Origin of the sequence: Nocardia sp. NPDC059240, from assembly GCF_042753865.1 — a bacterium.
Taxonomy (GTDB): domain Bacteria; phylum Actinomycetota; class Actinomycetes; order Mycobacteriales; family Mycobacteriaceae; genus Nocardia.
The window spans coordinates 227,454-247,104 of record NZ_JBHZAC010000005.1; the positions used below are offsets into that span (position 1 = coordinate 227,454).

Genomic DNA, 19,651 nt, shown 5'->3' on the forward strand with positions numbered 1-19,651 from the left:
TGTGTTCGGCTGCTTATTTTGTTAATAACACACCCCCCCCCAAGACCCAATCCACCACCACCCCCTCGGGGCCCCCGTACCCCGGCCGCCCGGCATTTTTTCCGAAGATGCCGGGCCGCCGTCGTTTCCGCCCGGGCAGGGGGTCGTTTCCGCCCGGCCAGGGGTGCGCGGGTGGATTCACAACCGGTGATGGCAGCATTGCGGGCGTGTCTGCCGTTCGTCGCCTGCCCGTGGTCAAGGACCTGACCTTGGTGACGGCAGGGGCGATGACCGCGAATGTGGCCGGATACCTGCTGCAATTGCTCGCCAGTCGATGGTTGGGCGTCGGCGGATACAGCACGTTCGCGAGCCTGCTGGCGGTACAGATGCTGTGCGCCGTCCCCGCGCTGGCGCTGCAGAACGTGGTCGCGCGGGAAGTGGTACGGGGCGCGCCCATTACCGCCGCACGCGCGTTGACACTGCGCTGCGCGGGTCTGGTGACGGCGGCGGCGCTGGTGCTGGTGCCCGTGGTCAGCGCCGTGCTGAAGGTGAGCCTGGTCGCCTCGGGCGGCGCGCTGTGCTCCGCGCCGATGCTGGTCCTGCTGGCCGGGGAGCAGGGAATACTGCAGGGCCGCAGCCGCTTTCGCGAGCTGGCGACCGTGCTCGGCGGGGCGGCCACCCTTCGGGTGACGCCCGCGATCGTCCTGCTCGCCTGCGGCGTCGGTGCCGCGCCCGCCCTCTGGGTCGGCGCGATGGGCGCGGCGATCGCGGCCCTCACCGCCCGCCGGATGACCGATGCCGCGGTCGCCGACCGTCCCGGCGCGGAGGTCACGCCCGCGTGGGGCCTCGGGGTCGCGGCGGTCTTCCGGGCGGTGCAGGTGCAGGCGGCGTTGACCGCGTTGTCGGCGGCGGATCTGCTGGTGGCGCGGATTGTGCTGGACGAGAACGATGCCGGGCGGTACGCGCTCGGGGCCATCGCGGCCAAGATCGCGTTCTGGTTGCCGCAGGCGGTCGGGGTGGTGCTGTATCCGCGCATGGCGCAACCACAGCATTCCGTGCGCGCCATGCGATCCGCGCTGGCCGTGCTGGTGGGCATCGGGGCCGTGACGGTGCTGGGCGCGGCCGCGGCGGCCCCGCTGGCGCCGCTGTTCGCCGGACAGGATTACGCGCCGATAGAGGGGCTGCTGTGGTTGTTCGCGCTCGAAGGCGCGCTGCTGGCCGTGCTGCAGGCGGCGCTGCTGTCGGCCATCGCGGCGGATCGGACGGCGCCGGCCGCGATCACCTGGATCGGCTTGGCCGGCGGTGTGGCCGTCATGCTGACCTGTGCGCATTCGGTGCTGTCGTTGATCGTCATCGCCACGGTCACCGCCGCGGCCACCACGCTGGTGATCACCGGCGTGGCCGTGCGCACGGCACGCGAGGACGCGGAGAACCGTTCGCCGGTCCCGGATCTCGGAGTGGGTGGGACGTAGGGTGCCGAATGTGAATGCCGAGGGTCGCAAGCGGTGGTACCGGCTGGTGCCGGCGGCTTACAGCCTGGCGCTGGCCCTGATCGTGCTGGGCCCGCTGCTCGGATCGGGATACCTGCTGCTGCGCGACGCGGTCAGCACGCCGCGCTCGTATCTCACCGATTCGGCGCTCGGACTGGGTGAGGCGGCGCCGCGCGCCGTACCGCAGGACGCCCTGCTCGCCGTCCTCTCCTCGGTCGTGGACGGCGGGATCGTCGTCAAAGCGATACTGCTGGCGGCTGTTTGGCTGGCCGGATGGGGCGCGGCCGCGCTGGCCCGGGAACTGCTGCGGGTCTCGCTGGGCCCGCAGCTGGTGGCCGCCACCGTCGCCATCTGGAATCCGTATGTGGCCGAACGCCTGCTCCAGGGGCACTGGAGCCTGCTCGCCGGCTATGCCGCACTGCCCTGGATCGCGCTGCTGGCGGCCCGATTACGTGCCGCGCCACCAGCCGGCACGGCCGGTACCTGGGCGGCATTGATCGGCTGCCTGGCGGCCGCGGGCCTGACACCGACCGGGTCGCTGCTGGCGGGCGGCATCGCGGTGGTGCTGGTCGGCAAGCGGAATCTGCCCGCGACGGTGACGTTCTGGATTCTCACCACCATGCCCTGGGTGATCGCGACCGCGCTCTCGGGCACGGGCGCCGCGCCCTCGGATCCGGCGGGCATCCCCGCCTTCGCCGCCCGCGCCGAACCCTGGCTCGGCACCCTCGGCAGCCTGGCGGGCCTCGGCGGCATCTGGAACAGCACCGCCGTACCCGATTCGCGGACAACGTTTTTCGCACTGATCGGAACACTGCTGCTACTCGTGTTGGTGGTCACCGGATTACGCGCGGTCCGCGGCTCCGGAAGGGTCGCCCGGCGGCTGGTCTGGCTGGCCGTGGCGGCGATCGTGCTGCCCGCGCTGGGCGCGACCGGCTGGGGACTGTCGGTCGGCGAGTTCCTGGTGACCCGGGTGCCCGGCGCGGGACTGCTGCGCGACACCCAGAAGTATGTGGCGCTGGCGATGCCCGCGTACGCGCTGTGCGCGGCGGCCGGCTGCCGGGTGGCCGGACGGTGGCTCTCGGCGAATGTCTTCGACGGACCCGGCGCGCGGCCCGATCGGCCTCGGACCGGCGGTGCCACAGTGCTTTTCATCGCCCTGCTGCTCATCGCGCTGCCGGATCTGGCGTGGGGTGTCGGCGGGGCACTGCGGCCGGTGCACTATCCAGCGGGCTGGCAGCGGGTGGCCGCGGCGGCGGACGGGCCCGGCGATATCGCGGTGCTGCCGGGCGGGATGTTCCGGAAGTTCGGCTATTCCGGTAGCGCGCCGGTGCTGGATCCGGCTCCGCGCATGATGCGCCGGGATGCGTTGCAGACGGGCGAACTTCCGGTGCGCGGCGGTGTCGTCGCCGGTGAGAGCAAGCAGGCGCGACGGGTGGAGCGGCTGCTGCTGCGTGGCGCGTCCGCGCACGAGCTGGCCCTGCAAGGGGTGGGCTGGGTGCTGGTCGAGGGCGGCACGCCCGGGCCGCTCGGCGACTCGAAAAATACTCTCGCCCAACTGGATCCCGTCTACAGTGACGCGGACCTGCAGTTGTACCGGGTGCCGGGAACCATTACCGCGGATGACGCCTCGCCCGCGGACCGCCGCCTGTCGGGCGCCGCGCATCTGCTGTGGGCGACCTTGCTGGTCGGCGGATTCCTCACCGCGGCAGCGTATTCGCGGCGGAAGGCTCCCGAAGAAGGCTCAGTCCTTGGGAAATCCGAGGGCGAACCCGAAGCCGATCACGACGATGCTCACCAGCGCGATGACGAGAATGATCCACATATCTAGAAACTATGAAGCGTAGTAGTCCGATGCGCCCGGCTTTCGGAATCCTCACAGCACGCGCGCAGGCGCGATCAGGCCGCTGACCCGCTCGCCGCGGGTCACCGCCGACAGCACCTCGTAAACCCCGTTTCCGGTTTGCTCCCAAGAGAATTCACGCGCCCGCGCCCGCGCCTTCTCCCCCAGCACCGTGCGGGACTCACGATTGCCGAGCAGCTCGCCGACGGCCTCGGTGAGCGCGGCGGCATCGTCGACCAGCAGCCCGGTCACCCCGTCCACGATGGAATCGGTGAGCCCGCGCGAACTTCGGTACCCGACCGTGGGCACCCCGTGCTGCGCCGCCTCGATGACCGCCAGCCCCCAGCCCTCCTTGCGCGAGGGCAGCACGTGCACCCAGGCGCGCGACAGCAGCCGATGCTTCTCGTCCTCGTCGACATGCCCGTGGAAGGTGACCGCGTCCGAGATGGCAAGTTCGTCGGCGTAGGCGCGCAGGTTGTCGGCCCACCAGCCGCCGCCGATCACGTCCAGACGCAGGCCGGGCATCCGGTCGCGCAGCCCGGCCACCACGGCCATGGCGTCCTCGATCTGCTTGTGCGGCACCAGTCGCGACAGCACCACGATGCTCGGGTGCGCGGTGCGGGTGTCGTCGTCACCGGCGGGCACGCGGGCCGGAATCGGCTCGGCGCCATTGCGCACCACCGCGATTCGCGTCCCGGCCACACCGAGGGCGGTCAGCTCTTCGGCCGACGGCAGCGACACCGTCAGATACTGCTCGCGCCGGTGCACGCGCGGCGAGAGCCGCGATTCGATCCACCAGCCGATCCGGCCGACCAGTCGCCCCGCCACCGGCCACTGCTCACGATGCCCGTGATGCACCAGCACCACGGTCGGCGCGGCCGTCGCGGCCCGCGCGAAGAAGGGGATCCCGTTCTGGGTGTCGATGACCGCGTCCGGCCGCAGCCCTTTCAACGGCCCGACCCCGAACCGACCCAGCGCGATCGCCGCCAGTGCCCGCGGATACACGGTGAACCGGCCGCCGCCACGGCTGATCTCGATGCCGTCCACCGATTCCCGCCGCGCCGCCCCGGGATACCCGGCGGTCCGCAGCGTCACCTTCACGCCGCGCGCGGCCAGCTGCGCCCCGACCTGCTCCAGATAACGCTCACTACCCCCACCCTGTGGATGCCCGGTGTCGCGCCAGCACAGCAGCAGCACTTCACGCACGGGCGGATCTCCAGGGTCACGGTCGAGGACGGGCGGTCGGATCGGCAGACAATGGGCTCCACCATATAACCCGTGCGCATGCCACGGGCCAACAGTGGTCATCCGACCTAACTCCTGTTGCCCGGTCGGGTCGCGCCTGTGCGAGACTGGCCGCCGTGCTTCGAGCTGAGCGAACCCTTACGCGCCGTGCCGGGCAGGGCCCGCGATTCGCCCGCCGGGCGACGCTGCGCCGGTCGCTACGGCTGCTGGGGAGTTTCAAGTTCGAGCAGACCGATCCGGCGATCTTCTATGGCGGGGTGGCGGTCGATACCGCCGAGTTGGTGGGGGATTTCTATCGGGATCTGACCGGGGAGTCGCTGCGCGGGACGATCGTGCTGGATGTGGGCGGGGGGCCCGGGTATTTCGCCGACGAGTTCGGGAGCGCGGGGGCGCGGTATCTGCCGGTCGAACCGGATCCTTCGGAGATGCATGCGGCCGGGCTGCAGGTGGCCGGATCGGTGCGCGGGTCGGGGATGGCGCTGCCGTTCCGCGATGACGCGGTGGAGATCTGCATTTCGTCGAATGTGGCCGAGCATGTGCCGCACCCGTGGGTGATGGCCGAGGAGATGCTGCGGGTCACCAAACCCGGTGGGCTGATGGTCTTTTCGTACACCGTGTGGCTGGGGCCGTTCGGCGGTCACGAGACCGGGCCCTGGCATTACCTGGGTGGCGAGTACGCGGCGCGGCGGTATCGGCGTAGGTACGGGCGGGAGCCCAAGAATCGTTTCGGCCGTTCGTTGTTCGCGGTGCGGGCTTCCGACGGAATGCGCTGGGCTCGCGAAACACCGGACGACGTAGAGATTCTCGCGGTGTTCCCGCGTTATCACCCGCGCTGGGCCTGGTGGATGGTCCGGGTTCCGGGGCTGCGGGAGCTGCTGGTCAGCAACCTGGTGGTGGTGGCCACCAAGCGTTCACGCTGACCGGGTCAGCGTTCGGCGTAACCGCGCCGGAAGACACGGCGTAACCCCGTGCAGGGTTCGGGTTCGCCCCACGGTGACTCCTGGGTAGCCAACCCCACGGTCTCCATTGCGGTCAGTCCGACCTGGCCGGCCAGAGCATTCACCGCGGCTACCGCCTCGGCGGCCTGTAGTGCGGCGGCGGCCTGCTCCAGCGTGAGGGTCCGGCCCGGCAGGAAGGACACCACCCAGCCGCCTGCGCCGACGCTTTTCGCCTGATGCGGGGTGAGATCACTGGTCATCAGCGACCGATCGACTACTTGCACCGCCATGACTCGGACTCCCCTGTGCGGTAACGGTTCATGAACCTAGCGAGCTATCCGCGATAGCTATAAAGCATGCTCGCTGCGCCCGTCGAATGCAATAGTGCGTTCGGTGAAAAGCGAACCGACAGGTTGGAATTCGATTTTTGGGAGTGCTGCCGGTTTGCCACAAGTATGCGGAATCGCTTGTGGCCCTGCACATCAGGTGGTGATCAATCCTCCGGCAACACCAGTCGCAATACCGGCTGCCCGGTTCGCACTGTCGGATAGGTCGCTTCGGCCACGTCAACCCGCCAGCCCGGTGGCAACACCCGCTGCAACTGACTCGCTGCCCGTTGCATGGGCGTGCTGATCACCGGCGTGTCAATCTCGGCCAGCGCGTCGAGCAGGAGGTCATCGGAGCGCACATCGGTCATACGAGTGATCTACCTTTCGCAGAGCTATTGCATAGCAACCAACCAGAACGGTGGAGAAAGGCGTGCAAATCAGAGCATAGGCCACCGCCTGGCTACCCAGAATTCGAATCACGGTTTACCCCACGGGTAACAAGGCGACTTAGAAACCGAGAGGTCGAATTTCAAAGAAGATCCCGGTCAGCGGGACCCGAACCCCCCATGCCCCGGACAGCGGAAGGGGCAAAACTGTAACGTGTTCTCATGGAGTACCAGAGTCTGTTCATCGGTGGCCAGTGGACCAAGCCCGCCGGTCCCGACACCCTGCCCGTCGTCTCGCCCGCAACCCTGGAAACCGTCGGCAGCGTGCCCGTCGTCACCCGCGCCGACGTGGATGCCGCGGTCGCGGCCGCCCGCCGGGCCTTCGACAGCGGACCCTGGCCGACCACCCCGCCCGAGGAACGCGCCGCCCTGCTGTCCCGCGTTGTCGCGCTGCTGGATCAGAAGGCCGGGGATCTCGCCGCCGCGCTGTCCGCCGAAATGGGTGCGCCGACCATGACCGCGAGCACCCTCAACTATGTGCCCGCGCGCGCCACCCTCGATTTCTACGCCGGGCTCGGAAAGTCCTTCCCCTGGACCGAAACTCGCACCGGACTGTTCGGCACCACCCGGGTGTCGCGCGAACCGGTCGGTGTCGTCGCCGCCATCATCGCCTGGAACGTGCCGCTGTTCCTGGCCGTCAACAAGCTCGCGCCCGCACTGCTGGCCGGGTGCAGCGTGGTCCTCAAGCCGGCGCCGCTGACCCCGCTGGCCGCCAACCTGCTGGCCGACATCTTCGCCGAGGCGGGCCTGCCCGAGGGCGTGCTGTCGGTGCTGCCCGCCGAGGCCGACGCCTCCGAATACCTGGTCTCCCATCCGGGCGTCGACAAGGTGACCTTCACCGGCAGCTCGGCCGTGGGCCGCAAGATCGCCGCCATCGCGGGCAGCCAGCTCAAGCGCTGCTCCCTCGAACTGGGCGGGAAGTCGGCGGCAATCCTGTTGCCGGACATGAACATCGAGCACATGCCCCAGCTCGCCTTCTCCGGCCTGATGAACAGCGGCCAGGCGTGCGTGGCGCAGACCCGGATCTTGGCCCCGCGCAGCCGCTACGACGAGATCCTCGAGGCGCTCAACGCCTCTATCGACCTCTTCCCCGTGGGCCTGCCCGACGATCCGGCCGCCCAGCTCGGCCCGCTCATCTCCGAGAAGCAGCGCGAGCGCGTCGAGGGCTACATCGCCAAGGGCAAGGACGAGGGCGCACGCCTGATCCGCGGCGGCGACCGGCCCGCCGACCTGCCCGGCTGGTACGTGCGGCCCACGGTGTTCGCCGACGTGAACAACTCCATGACCATCGCCCGCGAGGAGATCTTCGGCCCGGTCCTCTCGGTCCTCCCCTACGACACCGAGGCCGAGGCCGTCGCGATCGCCAACGACAGCGACTACGGCCTGGCGGGCTCGGTCTGGACCACCGACATCGAGCACGGCGCGAGCGTCGCCGCCAAGGTCCGCACCGGCACCTACGCGATCAACTGGTACGCCTTCGACGCCTGTGCACCCTTCGGCGGCTACAAGACCTCCGGCATCGGCCGCGAGAACGGCCCCGAGGGCTTGGACGCGTACTGCGAGACCAAGTCACTGCTCATGCCGATGGGCTTCGGCGCCTAGCGCTCTGCCGATGGACAGCTAGCGCTTGGCGAGCGGGAGGAGTGCCGGGACCGCGTTCCGGTACTCCTCGTAGCGCTGCCCGAAGGTGGCGATCAGCATGCGATCCTCCACCCGCACCCGCCGCAACAACCACACCAGCACGAACGCGAAGATCACCAGCGACGGCCCGCCCTGCAACAGCGCCGCGCCGCCCACCAACGCGAGCAGTCCCGTGTAAATCGGGTGCCGCACAAGCCGATACGGCCCGCCCGTCCGCAATTCGTGCTCCTCCTGGATCATCGGCCGTCCCGCCCACATGGTCCCCAGCGCCAGCCGCGCCCACACCATCAGCACGGACCCGGCGATGATCACCACCGCACCCAGCGCCGACATCGGTCGCACGTCCCACAGCACCGGATCCCACACCCGCCGCGGCACGAAACTCATTGCCACGACCAGGATTACGATCCCGACGAGCATCCACGGCTCGGGCAACAGCGTCCCGAAGAAGTGCTTGACCTTCCCGCCGAGACTGTCCTGCCGCACAGCGGAGAACCACACGGCGGTGATCAGCCACACCACCCACACGAGCTGGCTGCTCCACAGGGCCACGCGAACCAGGGCATCGACTGCATCCATATCCCCAGCCTGCGCCGACCCCGACCGCCCGGCCACCACCCACGGCACCGAGCCCCTCCACCCCCGGGTGGATTCCCGAACAGCAAAACGGCCCGCCTCCACCGAAGTCGGTGAGGGCGGGCCGCTTTCAGCCTTACGTCAGGCCAGACGCTCCTTGAGGGCTTCGAACTCGTCGCGCAGGCCGCTGGGCAGCTTGTCGCCGATGAACTCGAACCACTCCTCGATGGAGGGGATTTCCTTCTTCCACTCCTCGACGTTGACCGCGAGGGCCTCGTCGACGTCGCCCGCGCTCACGTCCAGGCCCTCGAGGTCGAGGTTGGCGGCGTGCGGGACATTGCCGATCGGGGTGGCATCGGCGGCAGCGGTGCCCTCGATGCGGCCGACGATCCACTCCAGCACGCGGGAGTTCTCGCCGAAGCCGGGCCACAGGAAGCGGCCGTCGGCGCCGCGACGGAACCAGTTGACGTAGAAGATCTTCGGCAGCGCCTGCGCGTCGGCGTTCTTGCCGAGGGTGATCCAGTGGTTGAGGTAGTCACCCACGTGGTAGCCCATGAACGGCAGCATGGCCATCGGGTCGCGGCGGACGGTGCCGACCTTGCCCTCGGCGGCGGCGGTCTGCTCGGAGCCGACGGTGGCGCCCATGAACACGCCGTGCTGCCAGTCGAAGGACTCGGTCACCAGCGGGATGGTGGTCTTGCGGCGACCGCCGAAGAGGATGGCCGAGATCGGCACGCCCTGCGGGTCGTCCCATTCGGGAGCGAGGGTGGGGCACTGCGACATCGGGGTGCAGTAGCGCGAGTTCGGGTGCGCGGCGAGGGTTTCCGACTCGCGCTCGAACCAGTCGTTGCCCTTCCAGTCGATGAGGTGGTCCGGAGTGCCCTCCAGGCCCTCCCACCACACATCGTTGTCGTCGGTCAGGGCGACATTGGTGTAGACGGTGTTGCCGGCCTCCATGGTGGCCATGGCGTTCGGGTTCGAGCTGTGGTTGGTGCCGGGGGCGACACCGAAGAAGCCGAACTCCGGGTTGACGGCATATAGTCGCCCGTCCTTGCCGAAGCGCATCCACGCGATGTCGTCACCGAGGGTCTCGGCGCGCCAGCCCGGAATGGTCGGCTGGATCATGGCGAGGTTGGTCTTGCCACAGGCCGACGGGAACGCGGCGGCGATGTAGTACGCCTTGTCCTCGGGCGAGATCAGCTTGAGGATCAGCATGTGCTCGGCCAGCCAGCCCTCGTCGTGCGCCATCGCGGAGGCGATGCGCAGCGAGTAGCACTTCTTGCCCAGCAGCGCGTTGCCGCCGTAACCCGAACCGTAGGACCAGATTTCGCGGTCCTCGGGGAAGTGGGTGATGTACTTGGTGTCGTTGCACGGCCACGGCACGTCGGCCTGGCCCTCGGCGAGCGGCGCGCCCACGGAGTGCAGCGCCTTCACGAAGGGGCGGTCGGTGCCCAGCTTCTCCAGGGCGGCACTGCCGGCGCGGGTCATCACGCGCATGGAGACCACCACGTACTCGGAGTCGGTGAGCTCGACGCCCAGCTTGGGGTCGTCGGCGCCGAGGGGGCCCATGCAGAAGGGCACCACGTACATGGTGCGGCCCTTCATGGAGCCGCGGTACAGCTCGGTCATGGTGGCGCGCATCTCGGCCGGGTCGACCCAGTTGTTGGTCGGGCCGGCGTCGGCCTCGGTCTTCGAGCAGATGTAGGTGCGGGATTCGACGCGGGCGACGTCGGAGGGATCGGAGAGCGCCAGGTAGGAGTTGGGCTTCTTGGCCTCGTTCAGCTTCTTGAACGTGCCGGCCGCGACCAGCTGCTCGGAGAGGCGGACCGCTTCCTCCTCGGACCCATCCGACCAGACCACGCGGTCGGGCTGGGTGAGTTCTGCGACCTCCTGTACCCAGGCAAGCAGTTCCTTGTGCTCGGTGGGCGCGGTGCCATCGTGAAGACCAGGAATGGTCGCTGAGGTCATGAAAACTCTCCTGAGATGGGCGGCAGGGCCCCCGCCGGTCCGTGCCGCCAGCCCGTCCCGGCTGGACGGGCGTACAAGAACGCGCCGGATGCCCTAGTTCCTTGCCTTAGAGGTTAACGCCACATATCGCGGCGTACGGAATCGGGTTGTCCACTCGGTATCGGGTCGAAACCTCCGACCAGCCGCTATGTGAATTCGAGTGCGGCCAGGTCACGTTCGCATGCCAGCAGTAAAGCGGGGCGGCGCTGGGTGGCCTGACGCAATTGCGCCTCCAATTCACCGACCCGCAGATCGGTTTCCACCATGCGGGCCGCGGAGCTGCCCAGCACCTCGTCGGTGAGCCGCTCCTCGGCGTCGACCAGGGCGGTGGCCACCCGCTGCTCCAGCTGTGCACGGGCGTCGACCAGCGTGTCCGCGACCCATTGCCGCAGATGAGCGGCCTCGGCGAGGTGGCCGCGAGCGCGCACCACCCAGCTCGCCGCGGCCGCCCCGAGCAGCAGGCTGACCGGCATGATCGCGTAGTCGAGGGCCTGCCACAGGGCCAGCGGGGCCACCACCAGACGGCCCAGACCGAATCCGGCCGAGGCCCCGAACGCGACCACCAGATGGTCCTCCACACCCCGGCGGCGCGGACCCGGCATGCGCACCTCCCGCGGTACCCGTTCCACGGACGGTGGAAAAGATATATGCCATTCCTCCGCGACGGATTCTTCGACTTGACGGCACAATTCGCCGATCCGGGAGCGAATGGTGCGGTCCATCTCCTGTGTGAGTTTTTCCACAACATCACTCACATGCCGCGGAAATTCGGCGTGTGTGCCGCGCGCGAGCCCCTCGATTTCGCCGCGCAACTCCCCGTGCACGGCCCGAATCCTGGCCCCTACCTCGTGCAATAGATCCACTCGAGCCAGTTGCAGCCGATTGCGCACGATGGTCATGGCCGTCCCCCGTCCGCCGTCGCCGACCGCCAGCAGCCGCGCCCGCTCCTCCCGCAGCGCGCACACATCCCCCGCCGCGCGCAGTCTCCCGATCTGCGCCTCGATCCGCCGTCGCGTCTGCGCCACCACCCGCTCCCGCACGATCGCCGCCTGATCCCCCACCGCCCCCGCCCCGGCCGCCACCACCAGCCGCGCATGCAACAACCCCACCCCCGACCGATCCACCAGCGCCGCATCCCCTTCCGCCCGCCCCGCCGCCGACAACCGCGCCGACACCGGCACGATCTCGGCCTCCTCGCAGCCGCCCACCTCGGCCAATAGTTCGGCATCCAGCTTCAGCACGTCCCGCCACTCCCGGTGCGCGTGAATCCCATCGAGCGCGAACACGATTCGCGTCCCGTCCGCCACCAGCCCCCGCACCCGCGCCACCGTGTCGTCACCGATCAGCGCTCCCGCGTCGAGCACCACCAACGCCACCGCGACGCTCGCGCCCACCGCGGCGTCGCGATCGACCACATCGAGATCCAGATGCGGTTCAAACCGTGCCAGCTCCACCCGCAACGCCGCTGCCTCGGTTTCGTCGGCCGCTACGAGGCCCATGGTGGTCGCCATCGCCGAGGCCGGACGGTTCACCGCACGCAGTAGCGCCAACCCATGCGGATTCCAGCGCATCACAACGGCTTCCGCCGTCGCGGCAAGACCGGCTGCAGCGGGCAGATCGGCCTCCGGCACCGGACCTTCGGATGCGTTATCGGCCTGGATCACAGCGGGTTTCGATCTCGTCCTGGATCCGGCTGTCGCGATGCCGGGCGGCGGCAGGTCCAGCGATGCGGGCCGGGGCTCGTCGTCATGAGCCGTGGCGGGTTCTCGCGGCGGCGGGTCGGAGCGGGGTTCGGGAATCAACATCGCTGATTCGTATCCGGTGGTGCGTTCGGCTTGGCCTGAATGTCGATCAATCGCGGCGGGCCGGTGCGGCGGTCAGCCGCCCGCGGTGGTGGTGAGCAACTCGTAGCGGTGGTGGAGTTCGCGGTGGAGGGCGTCGATTCCGGTGGCGCTGTGCAGGATTTGCAGGAGTGCGCGCGGGCCCAGGGCCGGGTCGTGGCGCAGGGCAGCGAGCGCGCATGAGACGCCGTGGAGTTCCCAGTGGTCCAGAACGGCTTGGCGCGCTTCGGGATCGGGGGCGAGGTCGGGTGCGGTGAACAACTCGTGGGAGAGGGTGAGGGGTGGGTCGGGGCGGGTGTGATGGCGACGGAGGGTGAGCACGTCGGCATCGGTGAAGGTGCCGTTGCGGGTGCACGCGGCAACCGACGCGACCACGGGGAAGACCATGATGCCGAGGTCGGTTGCGAGCTGCTCGGCGCGGGCGGCGGCGTCGGGCCAGCGGGTGCCGATGGTATCGGCCTTGTTGAGAACCACAAGGGTGCGCTCGGGTGGGAGAGTCCCGAGGAGGCGGCGGTCGGCGGGGGCGAAGGTGCCGGGGAGGATATAGAGGAGAAGGTCGGCGTCGAGGGTGGGCGCGGGTTGCCCGGGGTGGTCGACCGGTCGGGTTTCTTCGGCGGTGAGTAGCGATAGCGCATGTCGCAGGGTGGTTTTGCCCGCGCGGGCCCGGCCCGTCACCTGGATGCGCACAGATCGCCCGACCGGCACGCGGGCAGCCTAGCCGGAAGGTGCTGGGCGCGTGGGCGTTTCGGATCACAAACGCGCAGGTCAGACGGTGAGGAAGCAGACCGTTCCGGGTCCTTCTGTGCGCCAGCACAATTCGGTGCGACAGCTCTTCACAGACACCTGAATGTCCCCTACTCTGGCGATTCGGTCGGCATCAACGCCGATGTACGGCTGCGCGACCCCCTCGGTCCACGGCCGCGTCACAGCAGTTCGAGGCTGGAACGGGGAGGTTGCGATGAGCGTCAACGCCGACGTCATCGGTGCCATCGGGATACCGGACGGTGCGCACGAGCGGGACCGCCCGCTGCCGCGGAGTCAGGACCCCTTCTTCCATCCGCCGCGCGGCTTCGCCCGCCGCGAGCCGGGCGCCATCCTGCGCAGCCGCACGGTCGAGATCGCGCTGTTCGGTCTGGTGCCGCAGCAGGTGACGGCGTGGCAATTGCTCTATCGCAGTCAGGATCTGCACGGCAGCCCGGAGGTGGCGGTCACCACGGTGCTGCTGCCGCAGGGCGCCGAGCCGGATCCCCAACGCCCACTGCTGGCGTTCCAGACCGCCATGGACGCGGTGACCGAACGCTGCGCGCCGTCCTACGCGCTGCGCCGTGGGGCCCTCGCCCCGGGTTCCATCACCCAACTGGAGTGGCTGCTGGTCGCGAACGCGCTGCGCCGCGGCTGGGCGGTGAGTATCGCGGATCACGAAGGGCCGCTGGGTAATTTCGGGGCAGCCCGGGAGCCGGGCTATCGCGGCCTCGACGGCGTCCGTGCCGCACTGCGTTTCGCACCGCTGGGCCTGCGCGCCGACACCAAGGTCGCGGTGTGGGGCTATTCCGGTGGCGGCATGGCCGGTTCGTGGCTGGTGGAGCTGGCTCCGGAGTACGCGCCCGAGCTGAATATCGTCGGCGCGGCGCTCGGCGCGCCGGTGGGTGATCCCCGGCACGTCTTCCTGAATCTGAACGGTGGCCTGTTCGCGGGCTTTCCGGCGATCGTGATCTCGGCCCTGCGGCAGGTGTATCCGGCGCTGGCCGAGGTGGTGGACCGTGACTTCACCCCGGAGGGCCGCCGCCTGCTCGATCGCGTGCGCCTGCTGGGCCCGATCGCGGTGCTGCCGCTGCTGGTGGGCCGTCACCTGGACGACTACCTGCGGCGTCCGCTGGCGGAGATCCTGCCCGAACTCGAGGACATGTTCGACGAACTGCGGCTGGGCAATCGCACCCCGGCCTGTCCGATGCTGGTGGTGCAGCCCGTCAACGATCAGGTGATCGATGTGGCCGGTGTCGACGGTCAGGTGGAGCGGTACCGAGCCGGCGGGGCATCCGTCTGGTATGTCCGGGATCGCCTGAGCGAGCATTTCTCACTGCTGCCGTTGGCGACTCCGCTGAGCCTGGATTGGCTCGCCGATCGGCTGGCCGGCAAAACTCTTACCGAACCCTCAACCAAGACCGTCTGGTCGGTCGCACTCGCCCCGGCGCACTGGCGCAGCATGGTGGAAATGGCAACTACCGCAATGCGAGTCACGCTCGGACTGCCCTTGCGCCCAGCCGCCGCGGCAGCGTCCGACGAGGTCTCGGGCCTGGCAGCCTGAGTGTCGGCGGTCGCGGCAACCCCGGTCGATTGCTGCGCGAACTATCCAATACTGGACAATGGACGCCGTGAACGACGCCGCTAACCACTCCGCCGAGCCAGCTCCCGGGCCGCGTCCTGAGGGAGGCCATCGCCTCTACCCGCGGGTCACCAGCTTCCGCATGCGCCGGGGCGCGATCTCGCCCGCGCGCCAGGATTCCTGGGATGAGATGTGGCCGCGGATCGGCAAGGACGTCGCCGACGAAAAGCTGGACGCCGACGCCTGGTTCGGCCGCTCGGCCCCGGTGGTCGTCGAGATCGGCTGCGGCACCGGCACGGCCACCGCGGCGATGGCGCAGGCCGAACCGGAGTTCAACCTGATCGGCATCGAGGTCTACAAGCCGGGTCTGGCGCAGTTGGTGCAGCGGATCGAACGCGACAAGATCGAGAACATTCGACTGCTGCGCGGCGATGCCGTGGATGTCCTGGAAAATATGATTGCTCCCGAATCGCTGACGGGTGTTCGGGTGTTTTTCCCGGACCCGTGGCCGAAGGCGCGTCACCACAAACGCCGGCTGCTGCAGCCGGAAACCTTCGCACTCATCGCAAGTCGCCTGATTCCCGGCGGCGTGTTGCATGTGGCGACCGATCACGCTGACTATGCGGAGTGGATCGGACTGTACGGAAATGCGGAAACCCAGCTCATCGGCATGAACGAGCCCACCGGCGGGGACCCCGAGGCCTATCGGAACAAAGCACCGATTGGTTTCGAACGTCCGATTACCAAGTTCGAAAACAAAGGACTCCGCGCGGGCAGCGCCATCACCGAGTTCATCTGGGGGAAGATCGAATCATGAGCGTCAGCGAGATGGCCCCGCAGGTCGCCGAAGTTGCCGGAATTGTGCACGGCACCGACTCGACCGAACTATCGGGCACCGCCACCGGTCTCGGCGGCAACACCGGTGGCCCTGCCACCGGATCTCTGAGTGGCCATGCCACCGGCTCTCTGAGCGGTAATGCCACGGTCGCCCTGGGCGGCAACGCCACCGACGTGCGCCGCGTCCTGCTGGTCTGGGACGCACCGAATCTGGATATGGGCTTGGGCGCCATCCTCGGCGGCCGCCCGACCGCCGCCTACCGCCCGCGCTTCGACGCGCTGGGCCGCTGGCTGCTGGCCCGCACCGCGGAACTGTCGGTGGGCAGCACCACCCGGGTGGAGCCCGAGGCCACCGTCTTCACCAATATCGCCCCGGGCACCGCGGACGTCGTGCGACCCTGGGTCGAAGCTCTCCGCAATGTCGGCTACGCCGTCTTCGCGAAACCCAAGATCGACGAAGACTCCGATGTCGACAGCGACATGCTCGGCCATATCGACCTACGCCGGCGCGGTGCCGGTCTGGCCGGCATCATGGTGGCCTCCGCCGACGGTCAGGCGTTCCGCGCGCCCCTCGAGGAGATCGCCGCTTCCGGTGTGCCCGTTCAGGTATTGGGTTTCCGCGAGCACGCGAGTTGGGCCGTCACGTCGGATATCCTCGAGTTCATCGACCTCGAGGACATCCCGGGCGTGTTCCGTGAACCGCTGCCCCGGGTCAGCCTCGACTCGCTGCCCGACGAGGGTGCATGGTTGCAGCCGTTCCGGCCGCTGTCGGCCCTGCTCACCTCCCGCCCCGCTCAAGGAGTCGCTTAGTGTTCACCCGCTGGGGCGACCTGGTCTACAAGCTGCGCTACACCGTGCTCGGTGTAGTCGTTGCCGCAATGCTCGGCCTCGGAGGCTTCGGATTCGGGCTCGAGGACCATCTCAGCTCCAGCGGATGGTTCGACCCGAATTCGCAGTCCTCCCAGGCATCCATGCTGAAGGACCAGGTCTACGGGCGCGACCACAACAGCGACGTGATCCTGCTCTACACCGCGCCGGACAATTCGACCATCGATGATCCGGCGTGGAGCCAGAAGGTCATCAACAGCCTCAACGCGCTGCCGTCGAAGTACCCGGAGATCAGCGGGATCAATGCCTCGCCGTTCAAGCTCGACACCCCCAGTTCGCAATTGGCGCAGGCCGCGAGCGCGGATCGCAAGCACGCCTTCGCCTCCGTCGCCATCAAGGGCGACAACGACACCGACATGGTGCGCAACTACCGGACGGTGAAACAGGCCGACGCCTTCGCCATTCCGGGTGTCACGGTCGAGGTCGCCGGCCTGCAACCGGTCGCGGGCACCTTGAACGACACCATGGCGCAGGATCAGAAGCGCATGGAGATGATCGCCATTCCGGTGGTGGCCGTCCTGTTGTTCTTCATCTTCGGCGGTGTCGTGGCGGCGGCGCTGCCGCTGATCATCGGTGGCCTCACGGTGCTCGGCGCGAACGGCATCGTCATGGGGATCACCAAGTTCACCGAGGTGAACTCCTTTGTCTCCCCCGTGGTTTCGATGATCGGCTTGGGCCTGGCCATCGACTACGGCCTGTTCATAGTCAGCCGCTACCGCGAGGAGACGGCCGACGGCTACGACACCAAGGCGGCGGTGCGGCGCACGGTGCAGACCGCGGGCCGCACCGTCATCTTCTCGGCCACCATGATCATCGCGGCCAGCGCGGGCATGCTGCTGTTCCCGCAGGGCTTCCTCAAGTCGGTGGCCTACGGCACCATCGCGACGGTCGCGCTCGCCGCACTGTCGGCGCTGACCATCCTGCCCGCGATGCTGTCGATCCTCGGGCCGCGCGTGGATGCGCTGGGGCTCAAGCGGTTCCGCAAGGACAAGACCACCGAGGAAATCGAGAACGGCTTCTGGGGCAAGATCACCGCCTGGGTGATGAAGCACCCGCTGAAGGTCGCCATTCCGATCACCATCGGCCTGCTGCTGCTGATCATCCCGGTGAAGAACCTGGCCTTCGGTGGCATCAGCGAGACGTATCTGCCGCCGAACAACGCGACCCGATTGGCGCAGCAGCACTTCGACGAGATCTTCCCGCTGCGCAAGGCCGACCCGGTGCAGCTGGTCATCGTCACCGACAATCCGAAGAACATCGGCACCATCCTCAACGAGGCCAACAAGGCCAGTGGACTGCAGCCGAAGACCTCGTTCTCGCTGCCGCAGACGCCGCCCAACGGCTCCAACGTGTGGTCGACCACGCGGCCGTTGGAGAAGGGCGCCGACATCAAGCAGACGATGGCGGACCTGCGCTCCATCGACGTGCCGGACGGCGCCGAGGTGATGGTGACCGGAACGCCGGTCATGATGCAGGACAGCATCGATCAGCTGGTCGATCGCATGCCGCTGATGATCGCGCTGGTGGTGTTGGTGACCACCATCCTGATGTTCCTCACCTTCGGTTCGCTGGTGCTGCCGATCAAGGCCGCGCTCATGAGCGCGCTCGGCCTGGGTTCCACGCTCGGCATCCTGACCTGGATTTTCATCGACGGTCACGGTGCGGGTCTGCTGAATTTCACGCCGCAGCCGATCATGTCGCCGGTGCTGGTGCTGATCATCTCCGTGGTCTACGGCCTATCCATCGACTACGAGGTCTTCCTGCTCTCCCGCATGGTCGAGGCGCGCACGCAGGGCGCGAGCACGACCGAGGCGGTGCGCTCGGGTACCGCGCAGACCGGCCGGATCATTACCGCGGCCGCGCTCATCCTGCTGGTGGTCACGGGCGCGTTCGCGTTCTCCGATCTGGTGATGATGCAGTACATCGCCTACGGCATGGTGGCGGCGCTGTTCATCGACGCGACCGTGCTGCGCATGCTGCTGGTCCCGGCCACCATGAAGCTGCTCGGCGACGACTGCTGGTGGGCGCCCAAGTGGATGAAGAAGATCCAGCAGAAGATCGGCCTGGGCGAGCCCATCCTCGACGATGAGCGGCCCGGCGGCGGTGAGGTGCTCGACCTGGTCAAGGCGACCCCGATCACCGACCCGGTCACCATGCAGATCCCGATCCTGGCCGATGGCTCCGCCGCGGCGCGTCCTCGCAAGCCGCGTCCGCGCCGCACCGTGAGCGTGGACAGCGAGGCGCCGACGCAGCGCATCAATGTCACCGAGCCGGCGCCCGCGCCCGCCGACAAGGCGCCGGAACCCGATCGCCCCTCGCCCGGATTGCCTTCCGCCACCGCGCGTCCCGGCCGCGGCGTGACGCCGTCGACCGGTGCGGCACCGTCCTTCGTCGTCAATCCGGGCACGCCGGGCCCGCTGTCGGGTCTCGTGCCGCCCGAATCGGCCCCGCCCACCGGCACTTCCGGTGCGGAGGGCCCGGGCAATCCGGCGCCGCGCGCCGAATCCGGTGCGCCGCTGACCAATCTGGGCGGCGCCAAGGAATCGGGATCGGCGCTCCCGCCGCGCCGGGTGACCAGCGCCGCCTCGGCGGACGCGCCGACCACGGACCTCGGTGCCGCGAACCTCGGTTCCGGGACCACCGCACGTGGTCCGGTGGCCCCGCACCCGATCGGCGACTTCGCGTCCCCCGGTAAGGGATTCACCAATCCCGGCGGCGGCCTGCCGCAGCGTGGCAGCGCACCGACCGACGATCAGCGCGGCCAGGACGGGGCCTTCACGCCGTCCGCCGCACCCCCGCCGGTGCAGCCGAGCGTGGTGCCGTCGGTCTCGCAGCCCACACCCCCCGCGGCCACCGCACCGCCCGTCGCTCCTGCGGCACCGGCGGATCCGTCCGCACCCGCGGTCGGCTCCGAGCGGGTGCTGCCGCCGCCGACGGCGAAGATCCCGCCGCATCCGGCCACCCGGGCCCAGCTCTACCAGCCGCAACCGGCCGAAACCGGTGACGCCGAGGGACACTCGGAACCGGCCGGCGATGCGGCTGCCACGGAAGAGCATCCGGCCCACCACGCGGCGGCGGACGTTCCGCCCGGTGAGCGCAGCAGCATCGAGCAGTGGATGTCTGATCTGCGTTCGGCGCGGCGCCGTCCCAAGCCGGACGAGGATGCCAAGCATCGCGGTGGCGAGGGACGCCAGGTGAGCGTGAACGAACTGCTCCGCCGCCAGGATCGCGACTGATCCGAACATGATGAACGCCCGGCCGAAACCTCGGC

15 protein-coding genes are annotated in these 19,651 nt (G+C 68.9%); 8 read left to right on the forward strand and 7 right to left on the reverse strand.

What is annotated here, in order from left to right; all coding sequences use genetic code 11:
* Positions 1–266: 266 nt before the first annotated feature.
* Positions 267–1,451, forward strand: coding sequence for a polysaccharide biosynthesis protein (locus ACFXHA_RS19820; protein WP_379359589.1), 1,185 nt, complete (start codon positions 267–269; stop codon positions 1,449–1,451).
* A gap of 10 nt (positions 1,452–1,461) precedes the next feature.
* A complete protein-coding gene (locus ACFXHA_RS19825) occupies positions 1,462–3,297 on the forward strand; it encodes a hypothetical protein (RefSeq protein ID WP_379358705.1) in 1,836 nt (611 codons plus the stop codon).
* A gap of 45 nt (positions 3,298–3,342) precedes the next feature.
* Here the strand turns inward: ACFXHA_RS19825 and ACFXHA_RS19830 are convergent, their stop codons facing one another.
* Positions 3,343–4,515, reverse strand: a complete 1,173-nt coding sequence (locus tag ACFXHA_RS19830; RefSeq protein WP_379358707.1) for a glycosyltransferase family 4 protein — start codon at positions 4,513–4,515, stop codon at positions 3,343–3,345.
* Between the two features lie 155 nt (positions 4,516–4,670).
* Between ACFXHA_RS19830 and ACFXHA_RS19835 the strand changes: the two genes are divergently transcribed.
* Complete coding sequence (locus ACFXHA_RS19835; RefSeq protein WP_379358709.1) at positions 4,671–5,474, forward strand: class I SAM-dependent methyltransferase; 804 nt, start codon at positions 4,671–4,673, stop codon at positions 5,472–5,474.
* Between the two features lie 5 nt (positions 5,475–5,479).
* On the opposite strand, the gene ACFXHA_RS19840 is transcribed toward ACFXHA_RS19835, so the two are convergent.
* Both ACFXHA_RS19840 and ACFXHA_RS19845 read right to left on the reverse strand, forming a co-directional pair.
* Positions 5,480–5,782: a hypothetical protein gene (locus ACFXHA_RS19840; protein ID WP_379358711.1), complete on the reverse strand. Its 303-nt coding sequence runs from the start codon at positions 5,780–5,782 to the stop codon at positions 5,480–5,482.
* 203 nt (positions 5,783–5,985) lie between these two features.
* Positions 5,986–6,189 carry a hypothetical protein gene (locus ACFXHA_RS19845; RefSeq protein WP_379358713.1) on the reverse strand — a complete coding sequence of 68 codons (204 nt, stop codon included), beginning with the start codon at positions 6,187–6,189 and terminating at the stop codon, positions 5,986–5,988.
* 240 nt (positions 6,190–6,429) lie between these two features.
* On the opposite strand from ACFXHA_RS19845, the gene ACFXHA_RS19850 reads away from it, so the two are divergent.
* Positions 6,430–7,869 carry an aldehyde dehydrogenase gene (locus ACFXHA_RS19850; protein WP_379358715.1) on the forward strand — a complete coding sequence of 480 codons (1,440 nt, stop codon included), beginning with the start codon at positions 6,430–6,432 and terminating at the stop codon, positions 7,867–7,869.
* An 18-nt stretch (positions 7,870–7,887) separates the two neighbouring features.
* On the opposite strand, the gene ACFXHA_RS19855 is transcribed toward ACFXHA_RS19850, so the two are convergent.
* From ACFXHA_RS19855 to ACFXHA_RS19870, 4 genes are all read right to left on the reverse strand, one after another.
* Positions 7,888–8,487, reverse strand: a complete 600-nt coding sequence (locus ACFXHA_RS19855) for a methyltransferase family protein (RefSeq protein WP_379358717.1) — start codon at positions 8,485–8,487, stop codon at positions 7,888–7,890.
* A 138-nt stretch (positions 8,488–8,625) separates the two neighbouring features.
* The gene (locus ACFXHA_RS19860) at positions 8,626–10,452 is read right to left on the reverse strand and encodes a phosphoenolpyruvate carboxykinase (GTP) (RefSeq protein ID WP_379358719.1); all 1,827 of its coding nucleotides are present in this window, start codon (positions 10,450–10,452) and stop codon (positions 8,626–8,628) included.
* Positions 10,453–10,637: 185 nt separating this feature from the next.
* Positions 10,638–12,296: a hypothetical protein gene (locus ACFXHA_RS19865; protein ID WP_379358721.1), complete on the reverse strand. Its 1,659-nt coding sequence runs from the start codon at positions 12,294–12,296 to the stop codon at positions 10,638–10,640.
* A gap of 72 nt (positions 12,297–12,368) precedes the next feature.
* Positions 12,369–13,037 carry a hypothetical protein gene (locus tag ACFXHA_RS19870; protein ID WP_379358723.1) on the reverse strand — a complete coding sequence of 223 codons (669 nt, stop codon included), beginning with the start codon at positions 13,035–13,037 and terminating at the stop codon, positions 12,369–12,371.
* Positions 13,038–13,290: 253 nt separating this feature from the next.
* On the opposite strand from ACFXHA_RS19870, the gene ACFXHA_RS19875 reads away from it, so the two are divergent.
* From ACFXHA_RS19875 to ACFXHA_RS19890, 4 genes are read left to right on the forward strand one after another with little or no spacing between them, the layout of a single operon-like run.
* A complete protein-coding gene (locus ACFXHA_RS19875; RefSeq protein WP_379358725.1) occupies positions 13,291–14,637 on the forward strand; it encodes a lipase family protein in 1,347 nt (448 codons plus the stop codon).
* A 58-nt stretch (positions 14,638–14,695) separates the two neighbouring features.
* Entirely contained in the window at positions 14,696–15,472 is a 777-nt protein-coding gene (trmB, locus tag ACFXHA_RS19880) for a tRNA (guanosine(46)-N7)-methyltransferase TrmB (RefSeq protein ID WP_379358727.1), read from the forward strand.
* Positions 15,466–16,302 carry an NYN domain-containing protein gene (locus ACFXHA_RS19885; protein ID WP_379359591.1) on the forward strand — a complete coding sequence of 279 codons (837 nt, stop codon included), beginning with the start codon at positions 15,466–15,468 and terminating at the stop codon, positions 16,300–16,302. Before trmB ends, ACFXHA_RS19885 begins: the two co-directional genes overlap by 7 nt.
* Entirely contained in the window at positions 16,302–19,616 is a 3,315-nt protein-coding gene (locus tag ACFXHA_RS19890; RefSeq protein ID WP_379358729.1) for an MMPL family transporter, read from the forward strand. Before ACFXHA_RS19885 ends, ACFXHA_RS19890 begins: the two co-directional genes overlap by 1 nt.
* Positions 19,617–19,651: the final 35 nt, after the last annotated feature.